The organism is Streptomyces radicis (assembly GCF_003626575.1).
GTDB classification, from domain to species: domain Bacteria; phylum Actinomycetota; class Actinomycetes; order Streptomycetales; family Streptomycetaceae; genus Streptomyces; species Streptomyces radicis.
The window spans coordinates 1-14,629 of record NZ_RBDY01000023.1; the positions used below are offsets into that span (position 1 = coordinate 1).

Consider the following 14,629-nt stretch of genomic DNA (forward strand, 5'->3'; position numbering starts at 1 on the left):
GCCTTCGACTGGTTCTCCTCGTGACGGAGCACAGGATCAGACGAAGGCCGCCCTCATGTCAGGCGAATGCCCAGGTGAGTGACCACGTTCGGGACACCGTTCGAGGCCAGAAGAAAAAGAACAAGCTTACGCGAGGACGGGGCCTCTTCTGAAACGGGGCACACTTTGTGTTGAACAGAACGTGCGCCGTTTCAAAAGAGCACCTGCCCCGGCATAAGCCGCAGATAAGCACCGGCGCGCTACATCAGCTCATCGTGCGCGCGGGATGAAAACGCTTCGGGCGGCCAGGGCAGGCCCGAAGGGTGCGCGCCACCTCAGCCGACCCCCGGGAAGACGGCCGCCAAGTACGGTCGCGGCCGCGCCCGTTCGGCGAACGGTCGCAACCCGCCGACGTACAGACCGGTGACCGGGACGACCGCCACCCACCACCCTCCCTCCCGTAGGTGCCAGCCCTGACCCGCACCCACCACGAAACAGAAACAGCGGCAGACGGCGAACACCACCGGACCCTCCGTAGCCGCGCTCAGTCCATCCCCGTCTCGCTGTCCAGCCACGCCAGGTACTCCCCGCTCCCCAGGGCGATCTCCGCCGCGATGATCTCCGGGGTGTCATACGTGTGCACGCTCTTGATGTGCGCCTCGAGGGCGGGGTACTTCGACGCCGGTGTCTTGTAGAGGACGCGCCACTCCTCCTCGGTCCGGACCGCGCCCTCCCACCGGTAGACGCTCGTGATCGGCCCGTCGATCTGGGCGCACGCCGCCACGCGGGCCTCGACGGCCGAGCGGGCGAGGGCCTGGGCCGCCTCCCTGCTGTCCGTTGTCGTCAACACCGTGATGTGATCGGCCATCTGTTCCTCCGCTGACTCGGGACGGCGCACCGCGACCGCACCGAGGCTACCGAACGTGACAGCCGCCCCCTGGCGAGTCAACGCCCCAAGCGCGCGCGACCCCTTGACGACCCACGCCACCGGTGCATCTATGGGAGCGCTCCCAAAAAATTGCAACGTGCCAATACATCTCTTCCATGGAGCCGCCATGAAAGCGCTACGCGCACATCCGCTCGTGTTCGTCCTCGGCGCGACGCTCGCCGTGTTGGTCAGCCTGATCGGGCTCGGGCAGGTCGCCAGGGCCGAGGGGCCCGTTGTTCCCGCCGCCACCGGTTTGACCGTGCAGGGTGGTCGGTTGGTGGAGTCGACGGGGAGTGATCTGGTGCTTCGTGGGGTGAATCATCCGCATGCCTGGTACGCGGGGGAGACGTCGGAGTCGTTGGCGGCGATCAAGGCGGAGGGTGCCAACTCCGTGCGGGTGGTGCTCTCCAGTGGTGATCAGTGGGCGGAGACGTCGGCGGCCGAGTTGTCGGGGATCGTGGCGGAGTGCAAGGCGAACCGGTTGATCTGTGTGCTCGAGGTGCATGACACGACGGGGTATCCGGAGGCGTCGGCCGCGGTGTCGCTGGAGCGTGCGGCGGAGTACTGGCTGAGTGTGCGGAGCGCGGTGGTGGGCCAGGAGGACTACGTCGTGGTGAACATCGGTAACGAGCCGTACGGGAACACGGGTTACGCGGAGTGGACACGGGCGACGATCGACGCGGTGGCGACGTTGCGGGGTGGGGGTTTCGAGCACACGTTGCTGGTGGACGCGCCGAACTGGGGTCAGGACTGGTCGTTCACGATGCGGGACACGGCGCGGGAGGTGTATGACGCCGATCCGACGGGGAATCTGGTGTTCTCCATCCACATGTACGGGGTCTTCAGCGCGGAGTCCACGGTGCGTTCGTATCTGACGGGCTTTGTCGACGCCGGGCTGCCGATTCTGGTGGGTGAGTTCGGGCACGATCATTCCGACGGGAATCCGGACGAGGACGCGATCATGTCCGTGACGCGGGAGTTGGGGCTTGGTTACATCGGCTGGTCCTGGAGCGGGAACAGCGGTGGTGTGGAGTACCTTGACATGGTCAACGGCTTCGACCCGGCCTCGTTGACGCCCTGGGGCGAGCGGTTCCTCAACGGGCCCGACGGCATAGGCGAAACGTCGGAAGAGGCCACGATCTTCGGCGGTGGCGGCCCCGTTGACAACGAGGCGCCGACCGCGCCGGGGACGCCGACCGCGTCCGACGTCACCGGCGGCTCCGTGCGCCTCTCCTGGCCCGCCGCGAGCGACAACGTCGGCGTCGCCCGCTACGAGATCGTCCGCGTCGGCGGCGGCGCCGAGACGCAGGTGGCCACGAGCACCGGCACCTCGGTGACCGTCACGGGCCTGAGCGCCGACACGGCCTACGCGTTCGCGGTCTACGCCAGGGACGCGGCCGGGAACCGTTCGCCGCGCTCCGCCACCGTCCAGGTCACCACGGAAGGCGGCGCCGGAACGCCCGCGGCCTGCTCGGTCGGCTACCGGGTCGTGGGGGAGTGGTCCGGCGGATTCCAGGGCGAGATCGTCATCGGCAACACCGGCTCATCGCCGATCACGGACTGGACGCTGGCCTTCTCGTTCGCCGACGGCCAGCGCGTCACCACCATGTGGGGCGGCACCGCCGCGCAGAACGGCGGCGCGGTCACCGTCACGCCCGCCTCCTACACCCGCGTCATCGCGCCGGGCGGCTCGGTGACCGTGGGCTTCATCGCGGACAAGGGCGGGAGCAACGCCGAGCCCGCCGAGTTCACGCTCGGCGGCGGGCTCTGCGCCCTCGCCTGAGCGTCGAACCCCGGAAGCCGCCGTGTGAGGGCGGGGCCGTTCGCGAGGAACGGCCCCGCCCCGCGGGGGGTCGGGGTCAGCGGGCCGCAAGCAGGTCGTCGACGAACGCGTTGCGGAAACGGCCGCCCGGGTCATGGGCCTTGAGCAGCTCGGCGAAGTCCCCGAACCGCTCGTAGGCCGCCACCACGGCCGCGGGCGACGCCGTGGTGACCTTGCCCCAGTGGGGGCGCGCGCCCAGCGGCAGCAGCCGCTCCTCGATCGCGGCGATCACGGGCCGCACGGCCGGGGCGTCGGGTGTCCATGTGAAGTGCAGGGCGACCGAGTCCCGCCCGTACGCCGGGCTCAGCCACTGGTCGTCGCCTGCGACGGTGCGCACCTCGGAGGTCTGGAGCACCGGCGCGAACGCCGCCCCGAGCTCCCGCAGCGCGGCGAACGCGGCCGGTGCGGCGGCGCGCGGCAGCAGCAGCTCCGACTGGAGCTCCTCGCCCCTGCTCGGCGTGAACTCCATGCGGAAGTGCGGCAGTCGGGCGTGCCAGGGCCCCGGCACGCCGAGCTGTTCGGTGCAGTGGTGCGCGGGCATGCCGGGGATCGGGTGCCATGGCTCCCCCACGGGCGTCCCGCCGAGCCAGTCGTCGCCGGGGTGCCCCGGCCCTTCCTGGTCGACGCGGCGCTTGAGCCATACGGTGCCGAGGCCGCTGTGCCAGTCGGTGAACGTGCTGACGCTGTACGCCGCGCCGCTGATCTCGTCGAAACGGGCCGAGAGCGCGTCGAGCGGCACCCCCGTGTACAGCCACTGCGCCACCTCGTAGGAGGGCTCGATGTCCAGGGTGAGCGCCGTGACCACGCCGAGCGCGCCGAGGTTCACCACCGCGCCGGGGAAGCGGTCGGGGTCGGCGTCGCGGGTCAGGGTGAGCAGATCCCCCTCGGGGCTCACGAGTTCGACGGCGGAGACGGCCGAGGAGAGCGGTTTCCTGGCGTTGCCGGAGCCATGGGTCCCGGTGGCGACCGATCCGGCGACGGAGATGTGGGGGAGCGAGGCCATGTTGGCCAGCGCGCGCCCGGCGGCGTGCAGCGCGGACGCGACCTCGGCGTAGCGCAGACCGGCGCTCACGGTGACGCGCGCGCCGTCCGGGGCGATCTCCACGCGGCGCGGCAGGCCGTCCACCCGCACGAGGTCGCCTTCGGTGTCGGCGATGCGGTTGAACGAGTGGCCGCTCCCCAGCGTCCGCACGCGCTCGGCGCCCGCGACGACGCGCCGCAGCTCGTCGAGCGAGGCGGGTTGGTGCAGCCGTTCGGCCCTGAACGTGATGTTTCCTGCCCAATTGTGCGCGGAGGCGCCGGATGTCAGCATGCGCCGACCGTAATACGCGCCCCCTCGGGAGGGACAGGGGCGTCAGACCCTGCTCGGGGGCCACGCGCGTCAACGCGCGCCAAGGGGCGTTCACTCGAAGGGGGTTGGCGGAAACGGTGGCTGAACGTTTCTTCCTGGCGGGATCCGGTCACTTTCCGTGGCCGATCGGCAACGCCAACGGTGCGGGTGGCCGCGCGTGGGCGCCCTGTGTGCCAGGTCGAGGTCGGGTGAACACCGAGCGTCACCGGGCTCGTTCGCCCCGTAAACGCCGATGCGGAGGATTGTCCGAAAAGCTCCCGCGTGAGCTGTGCGTAGCGCGACGATTGCGCTGAGATAGGGCCCGGTGGGGAGGCCCACCGCTCGCTCGCCGCTCGCCCATCCCCCCGCGCCGCGACCACGGGGTGTCGCGCCGTGCCGATTCCGCCGACCACTTCGCAGACCGCCGGGTCGATCCGGCATCGATCGCCGCTCGTTCGACGGGGTGTTGGAGCGCTGAGATGAGTGAGAACGTGATGGCCGCCATACGCTCGGACGAGCCGCCGCCCGGCGCGGACCGGCCGGGCGGGGACGCGCCCCCGTGGTCCGCGGCACGCCCATGGCCGCGGACCAGCCGACCGCGGCGGTGGGGCGGTGTGGTGCGCACCGCGCGGCTCTCCCTGGCCGAGCAGCCATGGCTGGGTGATCACCTGGTGCTCGGCGCGGTGCTCCTCCCGGCCACCGCGCTGCTCGACCTGGCGGCGGGCGGCGCCAGGGAGGCGGGCTGCGACCGCCTCGACGCGGTGGTGTTCGAGCGGCCGGTCCCCGTTCCCGAGTGGGGCGCGCTCCAGCTGCGGGTCGCCGTGGGCGCCGAGGACGCGGAGGGGCGCAGGGCGGTCACCGTCTCGTCCCGCCGGGAGAGCGCCGGTCCCGACGCCCCGTGGACGCGGCACGCGGCGGGCCGCGCGTCGCGAGGCGGGGACGCGCGGGCGGCCGGGCTCGGCGGTGGGCCGCCGCCCGGGGCCGTGCCCGTGGATCCGGGCGCCCACCGGGTCCGCCTCGCGGCGCTCGGCCTGGTGCACGGGCCCGCGTTCCATGGGCTGCGCGCGGCGTGGGCCGCGGAGGGCGAGGCGTGGGCCGAGGTGTCGCTCCCCGACGGCATCGAGGCCCAAGGGTTCGGCGTGCACCCGGCGTTGCTCGACGCCGCCCTGCACGCGGTCGGCGCCGGGGGCCTGCTCGCGGACGAGGGGCGGGCGCGCGTGCCGTGCGCGGCCTCGGGCGTGCGGGTGTGGCGCCCTGGGGCGCGGGCGCTGCGCGTGCGGCTGGCGCGGGTGGGGGCCGACGCGGTGTCGCTCGTGGCGGTGGACGGCGCCGACCGGCCGGTGGTGGAGGTCGGGGCGCTGGTGCTGCGCCCGCTGTCGGCCGCCGCCCTGGCCGCGGACCGCGCCGCCTCGGGCCCGGCGCCGCACCGGGTGGACTGGCAGGCGTTGCCGCCCCCCTGGCCCGGGCCCGGTGGGTGCGACGTCGTGGCGCGCCGGGACGCCCGACGGCGCGGGGGCGACGTCCTCGCGGGCGCGCTGTGGGCGCTCGGGCTTGTGCGGGCGTGGCTGGCCGACGGCGAGCGGGGCGAGGGCCGCCTGGCCGTGGTGACCCGCGGCGGGGTGGCGCTGCCGGGTGAGTCGCCGGATCCGGCGCAGGCGGCCGTGTGGGGGCTGGTGCGGGCGGCGCAGTCGGAGCATCCGGGCCGCCTGGTGCTCGTGGACGCCGACCCCGATGAGGACCTGGGCGCGGCGCTGGCCAGCGGCGAGCCCCAGCTGGCCGTGCGCGGCGGCCGGTTGCTCGTTCCCCGCCTGGTGAGGGCCGAGCGGGTCGCCGAAGTGCCCCGCACCGGCCCGGTGTTCGGGCCCGGCACGGTGCTGGTGACCGGCGCGGGGGGCGCGTTGGGCCGCCTGGTGGCCCGCCACCTGGTCGCCGCGCACGGCGTGACCGATCTGCTGCTGGTCGGCCGCAGGGGCGTGCCTGGCGATGTGGTCGCCGCGCTGGCCGGGCGGGGCGCCACCGTCCGCGCCGCCCTGTGCGACGTGGGCGAACGGGCCGCGCTGCGGGCGCTGCTCGCCGACCGACCGCTCACCGGCGTGGTGCACTGCGCCGGTGCGCCCGAGAGCGGGGGAGCGGTCGCCTCGCTCGCGCCCGAGCGGCTGGCGCGGGCGCTGCGGCCCACGGCCCTGGCCGCCGCCCGGCTGCACGAGCTGACCCGCGGCATGGACCTGTCGGCGTTCGTGCTGTTCTCGTCGCCCGCCGGGATCCTCGGCGGCCGGGGAGCGGCCCCCCACGCCGCCGCCGGCGCCGCCCTCGACGCGCTGGCCGAGCGCCGCAGGGCCCTCGGCCTGCCCGCCGTGTCGATCGCCTGGCGGCCGCCAGGGGCGGGCGAGGGGGCGCTGCCGCTCGCCTGTCACGAGGGGCTCGCGCTGATGGACGCCGCGCTCACCGCGCCCGACGCGGTGACCGTTCCGCTGCGGCTCGACCCGGGCGCGCTGCGGGCGCGGGCCGTCGAGGGAGCGTTGCCCGCGCTGTTCCACGGGCTGGTGCGGGTGCCGACAGCCGTTTCACCACGTCGAGTTCGAGGGGTGCCCACCGATGGACCACGAGCAGAGACTCCGCTGCCTCCTGCGGCGCGTGACGGCGGAGCTCGACGAGACCAGGCGGCGGCTCCACCACCTCGACGCGACGGCGCGCGAGCCGATCGCCGTCGCCGGTGGCCCCTTCGCTGAGCGGGCCGCCGAGCGGGCCGCGGGGAAGGCCGCCGAAGGCGCCGCCGGGTGGGCCCACGAGGCCGTCGAGGCCGTCGAGGGGGCCGCCGAGGGGACCCCCGACGACCTGTGGAACCTCCTGGGGACCGAGGACGACGGCAGGGCCGCGTTCCCAGGGGACCGGGGCTGGGACCCCGCGTCGCTCTTCGCCCCCGAGCCCCACCCCGATGCCCCGCCCGACCCGTTCGCCGATGTCCATGCCCGACCCGCCCTCGGCGCCGACCCGTTGGGCGCCGACCTCTTCGACATCTCCCCGCGCGAGCCCCCGGCGCGCGGCCCGGCGGCCGACCAGGGTGGCGCGTCCCACGTCCCCCACCCGGCCTGACTCCCGTGAGGTCCCCGTGAAGACCCCCTCATCGCCCGGCACGTCCCCGTCGGAGCACCTCCTCTTCGGCGGCCCCCTCCTCTACGACACCGGCTGGAGCAGCCACGACGGCGCCTTCACCCGGCTCAGCCTGTGGTCGATGGTCCGCACGCTGCCCCCGCTCGTCCTCACCACCGTCCGCCTCGCGCGCGACGCCGACCGGGCCGCGCTGCGCCTGGTCGCCGCCGCGGAGATCGGCCGCGGCGTCGTCCAGGCCGTCGGCCTGGTCGCGGTCAACGCCGTGCTCGCCGCCGTGCTCGCCGACGGCGGCGCGGCCGACCGGCTGCGCGAGGCGCTGCCGTCGCTCGTGCTCGTCGCGGTCGCCGCGGTGCTCGGCGCGCTGCTCGCCGCCGCCTCCACCTATGGCTCGGGGCGCCTCGAGCCCAAGGTCGAACGGGTCGCCACCGAGCGGTACTTGGCGCGTGCCTCGCGCGTGGAGCTGGCGGCGATCGAGGACGACCAGTTCCACCGGCTGCTCGACACCGCCCAGTACGGCGCGACCGCCGCGCGCCGCATGATCGACTACTGCACGCGCGTCATCAACGCCCTGCTCTCCCTGGTCGCCGCCGCGAGCGTGCTGACCGTGCTGCACCCCGTGCTGCTGCCGCTGCTCGCCCTGATGACCGTCCCGCGCATGTGGGGAACGCTGGTCACCACCCGCCGCCGCTACCAGAGCTTCCGCACCTGGGTGCAGCACTCGCGCGCCGGGCGGGTCCTCAGCTCCGAGCTGACCGCCACCGAGACGGCGTCCGAGATCCGCGTCCACCAGGTGGGCCCGTTCCTGCTCAAGCACTTCCGCAACATGTCCGCCAGCTCGGAGGCCGAGCAGACCCGCCTGGCCCGCCTCGACGCCCGCACCGGTCTGTGGGCCGCCGCGTGGACGGGGCTCGCGGGCGCGGCCACCTATCTCACCCTGGGCGCGCTCGCCTGGAGCGGCACGATGGCGATGTCGGTCGCGGGCACCGCCGTGCTCGCCATCCGCACCGGGTCGTCGAGCCTGAGCGGCATGGTGCAGGCGATCAACAACCTGTACGACGAGAGCCTGTTCGTCGGCGACCTCGACCGGCTGTGCGTGCAGGCCGCCGACTGGGCCATCCCGACCGGCGGTCGGCCCGTTCCGCCGCGCCCGCGCCGCATCACGTTCGAGCGGGTCACCTTCCGCTACCCCGGCACCGACCCGGACGCGCCCCCCGCGCTCGCCGACGTCTCGCTCACCATCCCGACCGGGCGGATCACCGCGCTGGTCGGGGAGAACGGCTCGGGCAAGTCCACCCTGGTCAAGCTGCTCGCCGGGCTCTACCTCCCGGAGGGCGGGCGCGTCAGCTGGGACGGCGTTCCCACGTGCCAGGCCGACCGGCACCAGGTGTTCGCGCGCATCGCCATGGTCGCCCAGGACTTCAACCGCTGGCGCTTCACCGCCCGCGTCAACGTGGCCATCGGCGACCCCAACGCCCCCATCGACGACGACCGCCTGCACGCCGCGGCCCAGCAGGCGGGCGCCGACGCGGTGATCAAGGACCTCCCGCGCGGCTGGGACACCCTGCTGGCCCGCGGCTACCAGGGCGGCCACCAGCTCAGCGGCGGCCAGTGGCAGCGGCTCGGCATCGCCCGCGCCCACTACCGCGGCGCCCCCGTCCTCATCGTCGACGAGCCCACCGCGGCCCTCGACGCCCGCGAGGAGCAGCGGGTGTTCGACCAGATCCGCGAGCTGGCCGAGGGCGGGCAGACCGTCATCCTCATCACCCACCGCATGGCGTCCGTGCGCCACGCCGACCTCGTCCATGTGCTCGACCGGGGCCACCTCGTCGAATCGGGCACGCCACGCGAGCTGTTGGAGCTGCCCGAGGGCCACTTCCGCGAGCTGTACGAGATCCAGGCCGCCCAGTTCGACCGCATGGCGGGTCGTTAGGCTTCCCCTCCGAGGCGCAGCGGAGGGGGGCCCGGTCCTGATGACGGCGGAGGAGACCCCCGACCGCCGCGGCCCCGCCCGTTATCTGTGGTGGCTGGTGACCAGCCAGCCGCGCCGCGTCGCCGCGGGGGCCACGCTCGGCACCGTCTGGATGCTGTGCCTGGCCCTGCCGCCCTGGCTGCTGTCGCGCGCCATCGACGAGGGCCTCGAACGCGGCGACGGAACGGCCCTGGCCGGGTGGGCCGCCGCGCTGCTCGCCACCGGGGCGCTCAACGCCTGGCTGGCCATCGCCCGCCACCGCACGATGACCCGGGTGCGGATGGACGCGGCGTTCCGCACCGCGCGCGCCGTCGTTGAGCACGCCACGCGACTCGGCGCGGCGCTGCCACGGCGGGTCACCGCGGGCGAGGTCGTCACGATCGGGATGGGCGATGTGTTCGCGCTGGCCAACGCGTTGACCATCACCGGGCCAGGCGTGGGCTCCGTGCTGTCGTATCTCGCCGTCGCCGCCCTGCTGTTGTCGATCTCCCCCGCGATCGCGGCCGTCGTGCTGCTCGGCGTTCCGCTGCTCGTGGTGCTCGTCGGGCCGCTGCTCGGGCGCCTCCAGGGCGCGGAGACCGACTACCGCGAGCGGCAGAGCGGGCTGGCCGCGCGCGTCGTCGACATCGTCGGCGGGCTGCGGGTGCTGAGCGGGCTCGGCGGCAAGGACGCCTGGGCCGAACGCCATCGGCGCGAGTCGGACGCGCTGCGCGGCGAGGGGTACCGGGTCGGCGCGGTCACCAGCTGGATCCAGGCGCTGGCCACCGGGCTGCCCACGCTGTTCCTCGCGGTGGTCACCTGGCTGGCCGCCCGCATGGCCGCGGAGGGGACGCTGAGCGTCGGCGAACTCGTCGCGGTCTACGGCTATGTGGCGTTGGTCGCCGAACGCCCCAGGGACGCGGCGGCCGTTGTCGACCGGCTCGGGCGGTTCACGGACTCGGCGGCCCTGTGGGGCGGCACACCCCTGGCGGAGATCGACCCGCCGCGTATAAGGGAGCGGATCCTGGTCGCGGATCACGACGCCGCGCTGTTCGCCGGGCCGCTGCGCGAGGTGATAGCGGGCCGCGCCGCCGCCGAAGGTCCCGTCGCCGAGGCCGTGCGCGCCGCCCTGGCCCAGGACGTCGTCCGCGCCCTGCCCGCCGGGCTCGACTCGCCCGTCGACGCGGGGGGCCGCGACCTCTCCGGCGGCCAGCGCCAACGCGTCCGGCTCGCACGGGCGTTGGCCGCGGACCCCGAGGTGCTGCTGGCCGTCGAGCCCACCTCGGCCGTGGACGCCCACACCGAGGCGGCCATCGCCGCCCGGCTGCGCGAGGCGCGCGCGGGCCGGGCCACCGTCGTGGCCACGACGTCGCCGCTGCTGCTCGACCGCGCCGACACCGTGCACTATCTGCGGGCGGGCCGGGTCGTCGCGTCGGGCCGCCATCGCGACCTGCTCGCCCACCAGCCGGGCTACCGGCGCCTGATCTCCCGCGGTGAGGACGGCGAGGACGACGGGAACGGGAACGGCGGGAACGGGAACGGGGCGCCGTCGTGACCGAGCGCCCGCTGCCCGTCGCCGAGCGCCCCGCCGTCCGCCGCGCCGCAGCCCGGCTGATCCGCGCGGACCGGGGCGCGTTCACCGCGATGCTGCTGCTCAACGCGCTGGCCGCCGCCGCGGGCCTGGTCGGCCCCTGGCTCCTCGGCCGCGTCATCGACGAGGTCAGGGCGGGCGCGGGGCCCGACACCGTGGACCGACTCGCCCTGGCCATCGTGGTGTTCGCGCTGGCGCAGCTGCTGCTGACGCGCTGGGCGCGGCTGGTCGGCCACCGCTTCGGCGAGCGCACCCTGGCCCGGATCAGGGAGGGCTTCGTCGAACGCGCCCTGGCGCTGCCGCCCGCCACCGTCGAGCGCGCGGGCACGGGCGATCTCACCACGCGCGGCACCACCGATGTCGCGGCGGTCGGCACCGCGCTGCGCGACGCCGCGCCCGAGGTGCTGATCGCCGCGCTCCAGGCGCTGTTCGTCTTCGGCGCGGTCTTCGCCATCGACCCGCTGCTCGGCCTGTGCGGGCTCACCGGGCTGGCCGGGCTGTCGTTCGCCGTGCGCTGGTATCTGCGCCGCGCCCGCGCCGCCTATCTGGCCGAGGGCGCCGCCAACGCCGCGCTGGCGGATCTGCTCGCGACCACCGCCCAAGGGGCCCGCACCGTCGAGGCGTTCGGGCTGCGCGAGGGGCGCCTGGCCGCGAGCCGCGCGGCGATCGCCGAGTGCCGCCGCACCCGCGTCCGCACGCTGTTCCTGCGCAGCGTCCTGTTCCCGTCGCTCGATGTCTCCCACACCGTCCCCGTGGTCGCGGTGCTGCTGGTCGGCGGCGCCCTGCTCGACGACGGGCGGCTGACGCTCGGGGCCGTGGTGGCCGCCGCGCTCTATCTGCGGCAGCTCGCCCAGCCGTTGGACACCCTCATGATGTGGCTGGAGCAACTCCAGTCGAGCGGCGCCTCGTTCGCCCGGGTCGAGGGGCTGGCCGGGGCGGTGCGCGCGCCCGGGCACCCGGCGCCCGAGCCCGCGGGCGACCGGATCGAGGTCAGCGGCGTCCACTACGCCTACCCCGGCGGCGACGATGTGCTGCGCGGCGTGGACCTGACCGTGCGGCCCGGCGAACGGCTCGCCGTCGTCGGCCCTTCGGGCGCGGGCAAGACCACCCTGAGCAGGCTGCTCGCCGGCGTCGAAGCGCCGCACGCCGGGTCGGTGACGGCCGGGGGCGTTGCCCTCGCCGACCTCGACCCCGAACGGCTGCGGCGGCAGGTCGTGTTGGTCACCCAGGAGCACCATGTCTTCCTCGGCACCGTCCGCGACAACCTCCTGCTCGCCGCGCCCTCCGCCGCCGATGACGAGCTGACCGCGGCGCTCGCGGCCGTCGGCGCCGACTGGGCGGGCGAGCTGCCCCGGGGCCTCGACACCCCGCTCGGCCCGGAAGGCCACCGCCCCGACGCCGCCCAGGCCCAGCAACTCGCCCTCGCCCGTGTGGTGTTGGCCGACCCGCACACCGTGGTCCTCGACGAGGCCACCGCGATGCTCGACCCGCGAACCGCCCGCCACACCGAACGCGCGCTGGCCGCCGTGCTGCGCGGCAGGACCGTCATCGCCATCGCCCACCGCCTGCACACCGCGCACGACGCCGACCGGGTGGCGCTGATGGCCGAGGGGCGCCTCATGGAGATCGGCACCCACGACGAGTTGGTGTCCCTCGGCGGCGCCTACGCGGCGCTGTGGCGCTCCTGGCACGGCGACCGCCCGTGAGCCGTTGCCCGCCATCCTCGCCGACCGCCGCCGCACGCCGCCAACGCTTTCGGCGCCCACCGTCGCGCCTCCCGTCGCGCATACCGTCCCGCCCGCCGTCTCGTATGCCGGGTGGGCGTTGACGCCCCTGCGGCGCCGTGCTTGCATCGAAGCATGCCTGGTGCACGGAATCTGACCCGCCGCCGCTGCGTGGACCTCCTCCGCGTCGCCGCCGCGATCTGTTGCGCCTGACCTCACCCCTGCCGCCCGTCCCCTGACGGGCCCCGCGCCGCGCGCCGTCCCCCCGCGCGCACCGTGTCCGCGCGCCGTCTCCCCCGGTCGCCCCGCGTCGCCGCCCGTGTGGCGCCGCCCTCTCCCTGCTCCCGCTGTTCGAGCGCGTCCCAGCCCCCGTTCCTCCCCGGGCACGACGTCCGACTCGCCGCGCTCCGTGGCGTTCACGAACGGAGAACCATGTCCCTCACCTTCCACTGGTTCCTGCCCACCAACGGAGACAGCCGCCACGTCGTCGGCGGCGGCCACGGGGCCGCGGTCACGGCGGCCGGCGGCCACCATCGGCCACCCACCGTCGCCTACCTCGGGCAGATCGCCCGCGCCGCCGAGCAGGTGGGCTTCTCCGGCGTGCTCACCCCCACCGGGGCCTGGTGCGAGGACGCCTGGCTGACCACCGCGATGATCAGTCAGCACACCGAACGCCTCAAGTTCCTCGTGGCGTTCCGCCCCGGGCTGCTCTCCCCCACCTTCGCCGCGCAGATGGCCTCCACCTACCAGCGGCAGACCGGCGGGCGGCTGCTGCTCAACGTGGTGACCGGCGGCGAGAGCCGCGAGCAGCGCGCCTACGGCGACTTCCTCGACAAGGACACACGCTACGCCCGCACCGGCGAGTTCCTGCACATCGTCCGCGCCCTGTGGCGCGGCGAGACCGTCGACCTCGCGGGCGAGCACCTGCGGGTCGAGGGCGCGGCCCTCACCCGGCTGCCTGAGCCCGCGCCCGCCGTCTACTTCGGCGGCTCGTCGCCCGCCGCGCTCCGCGTGGCCGCCCGCCACGCCGACGTCTATCTGACGTGGGGCGAGCCGCCCGCGCAGGTCGCGGAGAAGATCGGCGCGGTGCGGCGCCTGGCCGAAGAGGCGGGCCGCGCGCCGCGGTTCGGCATCCGGCTGCACGTCATCAACCGCGACACGTCCCAGGAGGCATGGGCCGAGGCGGCGCGGCTGCTCGAAGGGCTCGACCCCGAGACGATCAAGGCCGCCCAGGAACGTCTTGGCGCGAGCGAGTCCGAGGGGCAACGCCGCATGCTGGCCCTGCACGGCGGCAGCAGGGACGCCCTGGAGATCCACCCCGGCCTGTGGGCGGGCATCGGCCTGGTCCGCGGCGGCGCGGGCACCGCCCTGGTCGGCAGCCACGCGGAGGTGGCCGACCTCATCTCCGAGTACCAGGCCCTGGGCATCGAGGAGTTCGTCCTCTCCGGCTATCCGCACCTGGAGGCGGCGTACTGGTTCGGGGAGGGCGTTCTGCCGCTGCTCGCCGAACGCGGTCAGTGGGTCCCCCCGGCCGATGTCGCCACCCGCCCGCAGCTGGTCCCGGCCTGATCCGCCGCCCCCGCCCCCACGCCGCCCCGTTCCGCCGAACAACTCCGAGGTGTCCCATGGCCCTTGTCCTGTCCATCTCCGGCAGCCCGTCCCCGACCTCACGCACCGCGCGCCTGCTGCGCCACCTCGACGCGAAGCTCGCCGCGCGCGGGCACGACGTCAAGCCGCTCGATGTGCGGAGCCTGCCCTCGGGCGCCCTGACCGGCGCCGATGTCTCCCACCCGGCCATCGTCGACGTGGCCCGGCTGATAGACAGCGCCGACGGCGTGGTCATCGGCACGCCCGTCTACAAGGCGGCCTACTCCGGGCTGCTGAAGTCGCTGCTCGACCTGCTGCCGCAGTTCGCGCTTGCCGACAAGACGGTCCTGCCGCTGGCCACGGGCGGCACCAACGCCCATGTGCTGGCCATCGACTACGCGCTGCGGCCCGTGCTCTCCTCCATGGGCGCCTCCCACATCACCCAGGGGTGGTTCGTGCTCGACCGCCACATCACGGTGGAGCAGGACGGCGCGGTGACCGTGGACCCGGCCGCGGCCGGGCCCCTCGACCAGGTCCTCGAACAGTTCTCGGCCGCCCTCGACCGCGCGGCACTGATCGCCACACCGGCCGCCTGACCACACGTGGCGG

At 74.8% G+C, this 14,629-nt stretch carries 10 protein-coding genes; 8 read left to right on the forward strand and 2 right to left on the reverse strand.

Annotated elements, in window-relative coordinates; genetic code table 11:
- Positions 1-523: 523 nt before the first annotated feature.
- Entirely contained in the window at positions 524-847 is a 324-nt protein-coding gene (gene cutA / locus D7318_RS23630) for a divalent-cation tolerance protein CutA (RefSeq protein WP_120699283.1), read from the reverse strand.
- 187 nt (positions 848-1,034) lie between these two features.
- Between cutA and D7318_RS23635 the strand changes: the two genes are divergently transcribed.
- On the forward strand, positions 1,035-2,690 hold the full coding sequence (locus D7318_RS23635; protein WP_120699207.1) for a cellulase family glycosylhydrolase: 1,656 nt from the start codon (positions 1,035-1,037) through the stop codon (positions 2,688-2,690).
- A gap of 76 nt (positions 2,691-2,766) precedes the next feature.
- Here D7318_RS23635 and D7318_RS23640 read toward each other — a convergent pair whose 3' ends face one another.
- Entirely contained in the window at positions 2,767-4,041 is a 1,275-nt protein-coding gene (locus D7318_RS23640) for an FAD-binding protein (RefSeq protein WP_120699208.1), read from the reverse strand.
- 497 nt (positions 4,042-4,538) lie between these two features.
- On the opposite strand from D7318_RS23640, the gene D7318_RS23645 reads away from it, so the two are divergent.
- The 7 genes from D7318_RS23645 (at position 4,539) to ssuE (ending at position 14,616) form a co-directional block, all read left to right on the forward strand.
- Positions 4,539-6,788: a type I polyketide synthase gene (locus D7318_RS23645; RefSeq protein WP_120699209.1), complete on the forward strand. Its 2,250-nt coding sequence runs from the start codon at positions 4,539-4,541 to the stop codon at positions 6,786-6,788.
- Positions 6,694-7,152, forward strand: a complete 459-nt coding sequence (locus D7318_RS34150; protein WP_230424010.1) for a hypothetical protein — start codon at positions 6,694-6,696, stop codon at positions 7,150-7,152. Before D7318_RS23645 ends, D7318_RS34150 begins: the two co-directional genes overlap by 95 nt.
- Before the next feature lie 16 nt (positions 7,153-7,168).
- A complete protein-coding gene (locus D7318_RS23655; protein ID WP_230424012.1) occupies positions 7,169-9,100 on the forward strand; it encodes an ABC transporter ATP-binding protein in 1,932 nt (643 codons plus the stop codon).
- A gap of 40 nt (positions 9,101-9,140) precedes the next feature.
- Entirely contained in the window at positions 9,141-10,673 is a 1,533-nt protein-coding gene (locus tag D7318_RS23660; protein WP_120699210.1) for an ABC transporter transmembrane domain-containing protein, read from the forward strand.
- Complete coding sequence (locus tag D7318_RS23665) at positions 10,670-12,415, forward strand: ABC transporter ATP-binding protein (RefSeq protein ID WP_120699211.1); 1,746 nt, start codon at positions 10,670-10,672, stop codon at positions 12,413-12,415. Before D7318_RS23660 ends, D7318_RS23665 begins: the two co-directional genes overlap by 4 nt.
- A gap of 450 nt (positions 12,416-12,865) precedes the next feature.
- On the forward strand, positions 12,866-14,002 hold the full coding sequence (locus tag D7318_RS23670; protein ID WP_120699212.1) for an LLM class flavin-dependent oxidoreductase: 1,137 nt from the start codon (positions 12,866-12,868) through the stop codon (positions 14,000-14,002).
- A gap of 56 nt (positions 14,003-14,058) precedes the next feature.
- Positions 14,059-14,616, forward strand: coding sequence for an NADPH-dependent FMN reductase (ssuE, locus tag D7318_RS23675; protein ID WP_120699213.1), 558 nt, complete (start codon positions 14,059-14,061; stop codon positions 14,614-14,616).
- Positions 14,617-14,629: the final 13 nt, after the last annotated feature.

Coding starts and splice junctions, on each gene's coding strand:
- cutA (WP_120699283.1), bottom strand. CDS start 847: ATGGCCGATCACATCACGGTGTTGACGACAACGGACAGCAGGGAGGCG.
- D7318_RS23635 (WP_120699207.1), top strand. CDS start 1,035: ATGAAAGCGCTACGCGCACATCCGCTCGTGTTCGTCCTCGGCGCGACG.
- D7318_RS23640 (WP_120699208.1), bottom strand. CDS start 4,041: ATGCTGACATCCGGCGCCTCCGCGCACAATTGGGCAGGAAACATCACG.
- D7318_RS23645 (WP_120699209.1), top strand. CDS start 4,539: ATGAGTGAGAACGTGATGGCCGCCATACGCTCGGACGAGCCGCCGCCC.
- D7318_RS23660 (WP_120699210.1), top strand. CDS start 9,141: ATGACGGCGGAGGAGACCCCCGACCGCCGCGGCCCCGCCCGTTATCTG.
- D7318_RS23670 (WP_120699212.1), top strand. CDS start 12,866: ATGTCCCTCACCTTCCACTGGTTCCTGCCCACCAACGGAGACAGCCGC.
- ssuE (WP_120699213.1), top strand. CDS start 14,059: ATGGCCCTTGTCCTGTCCATCTCCGGCAGCCCGTCCCCGACCTCACGC.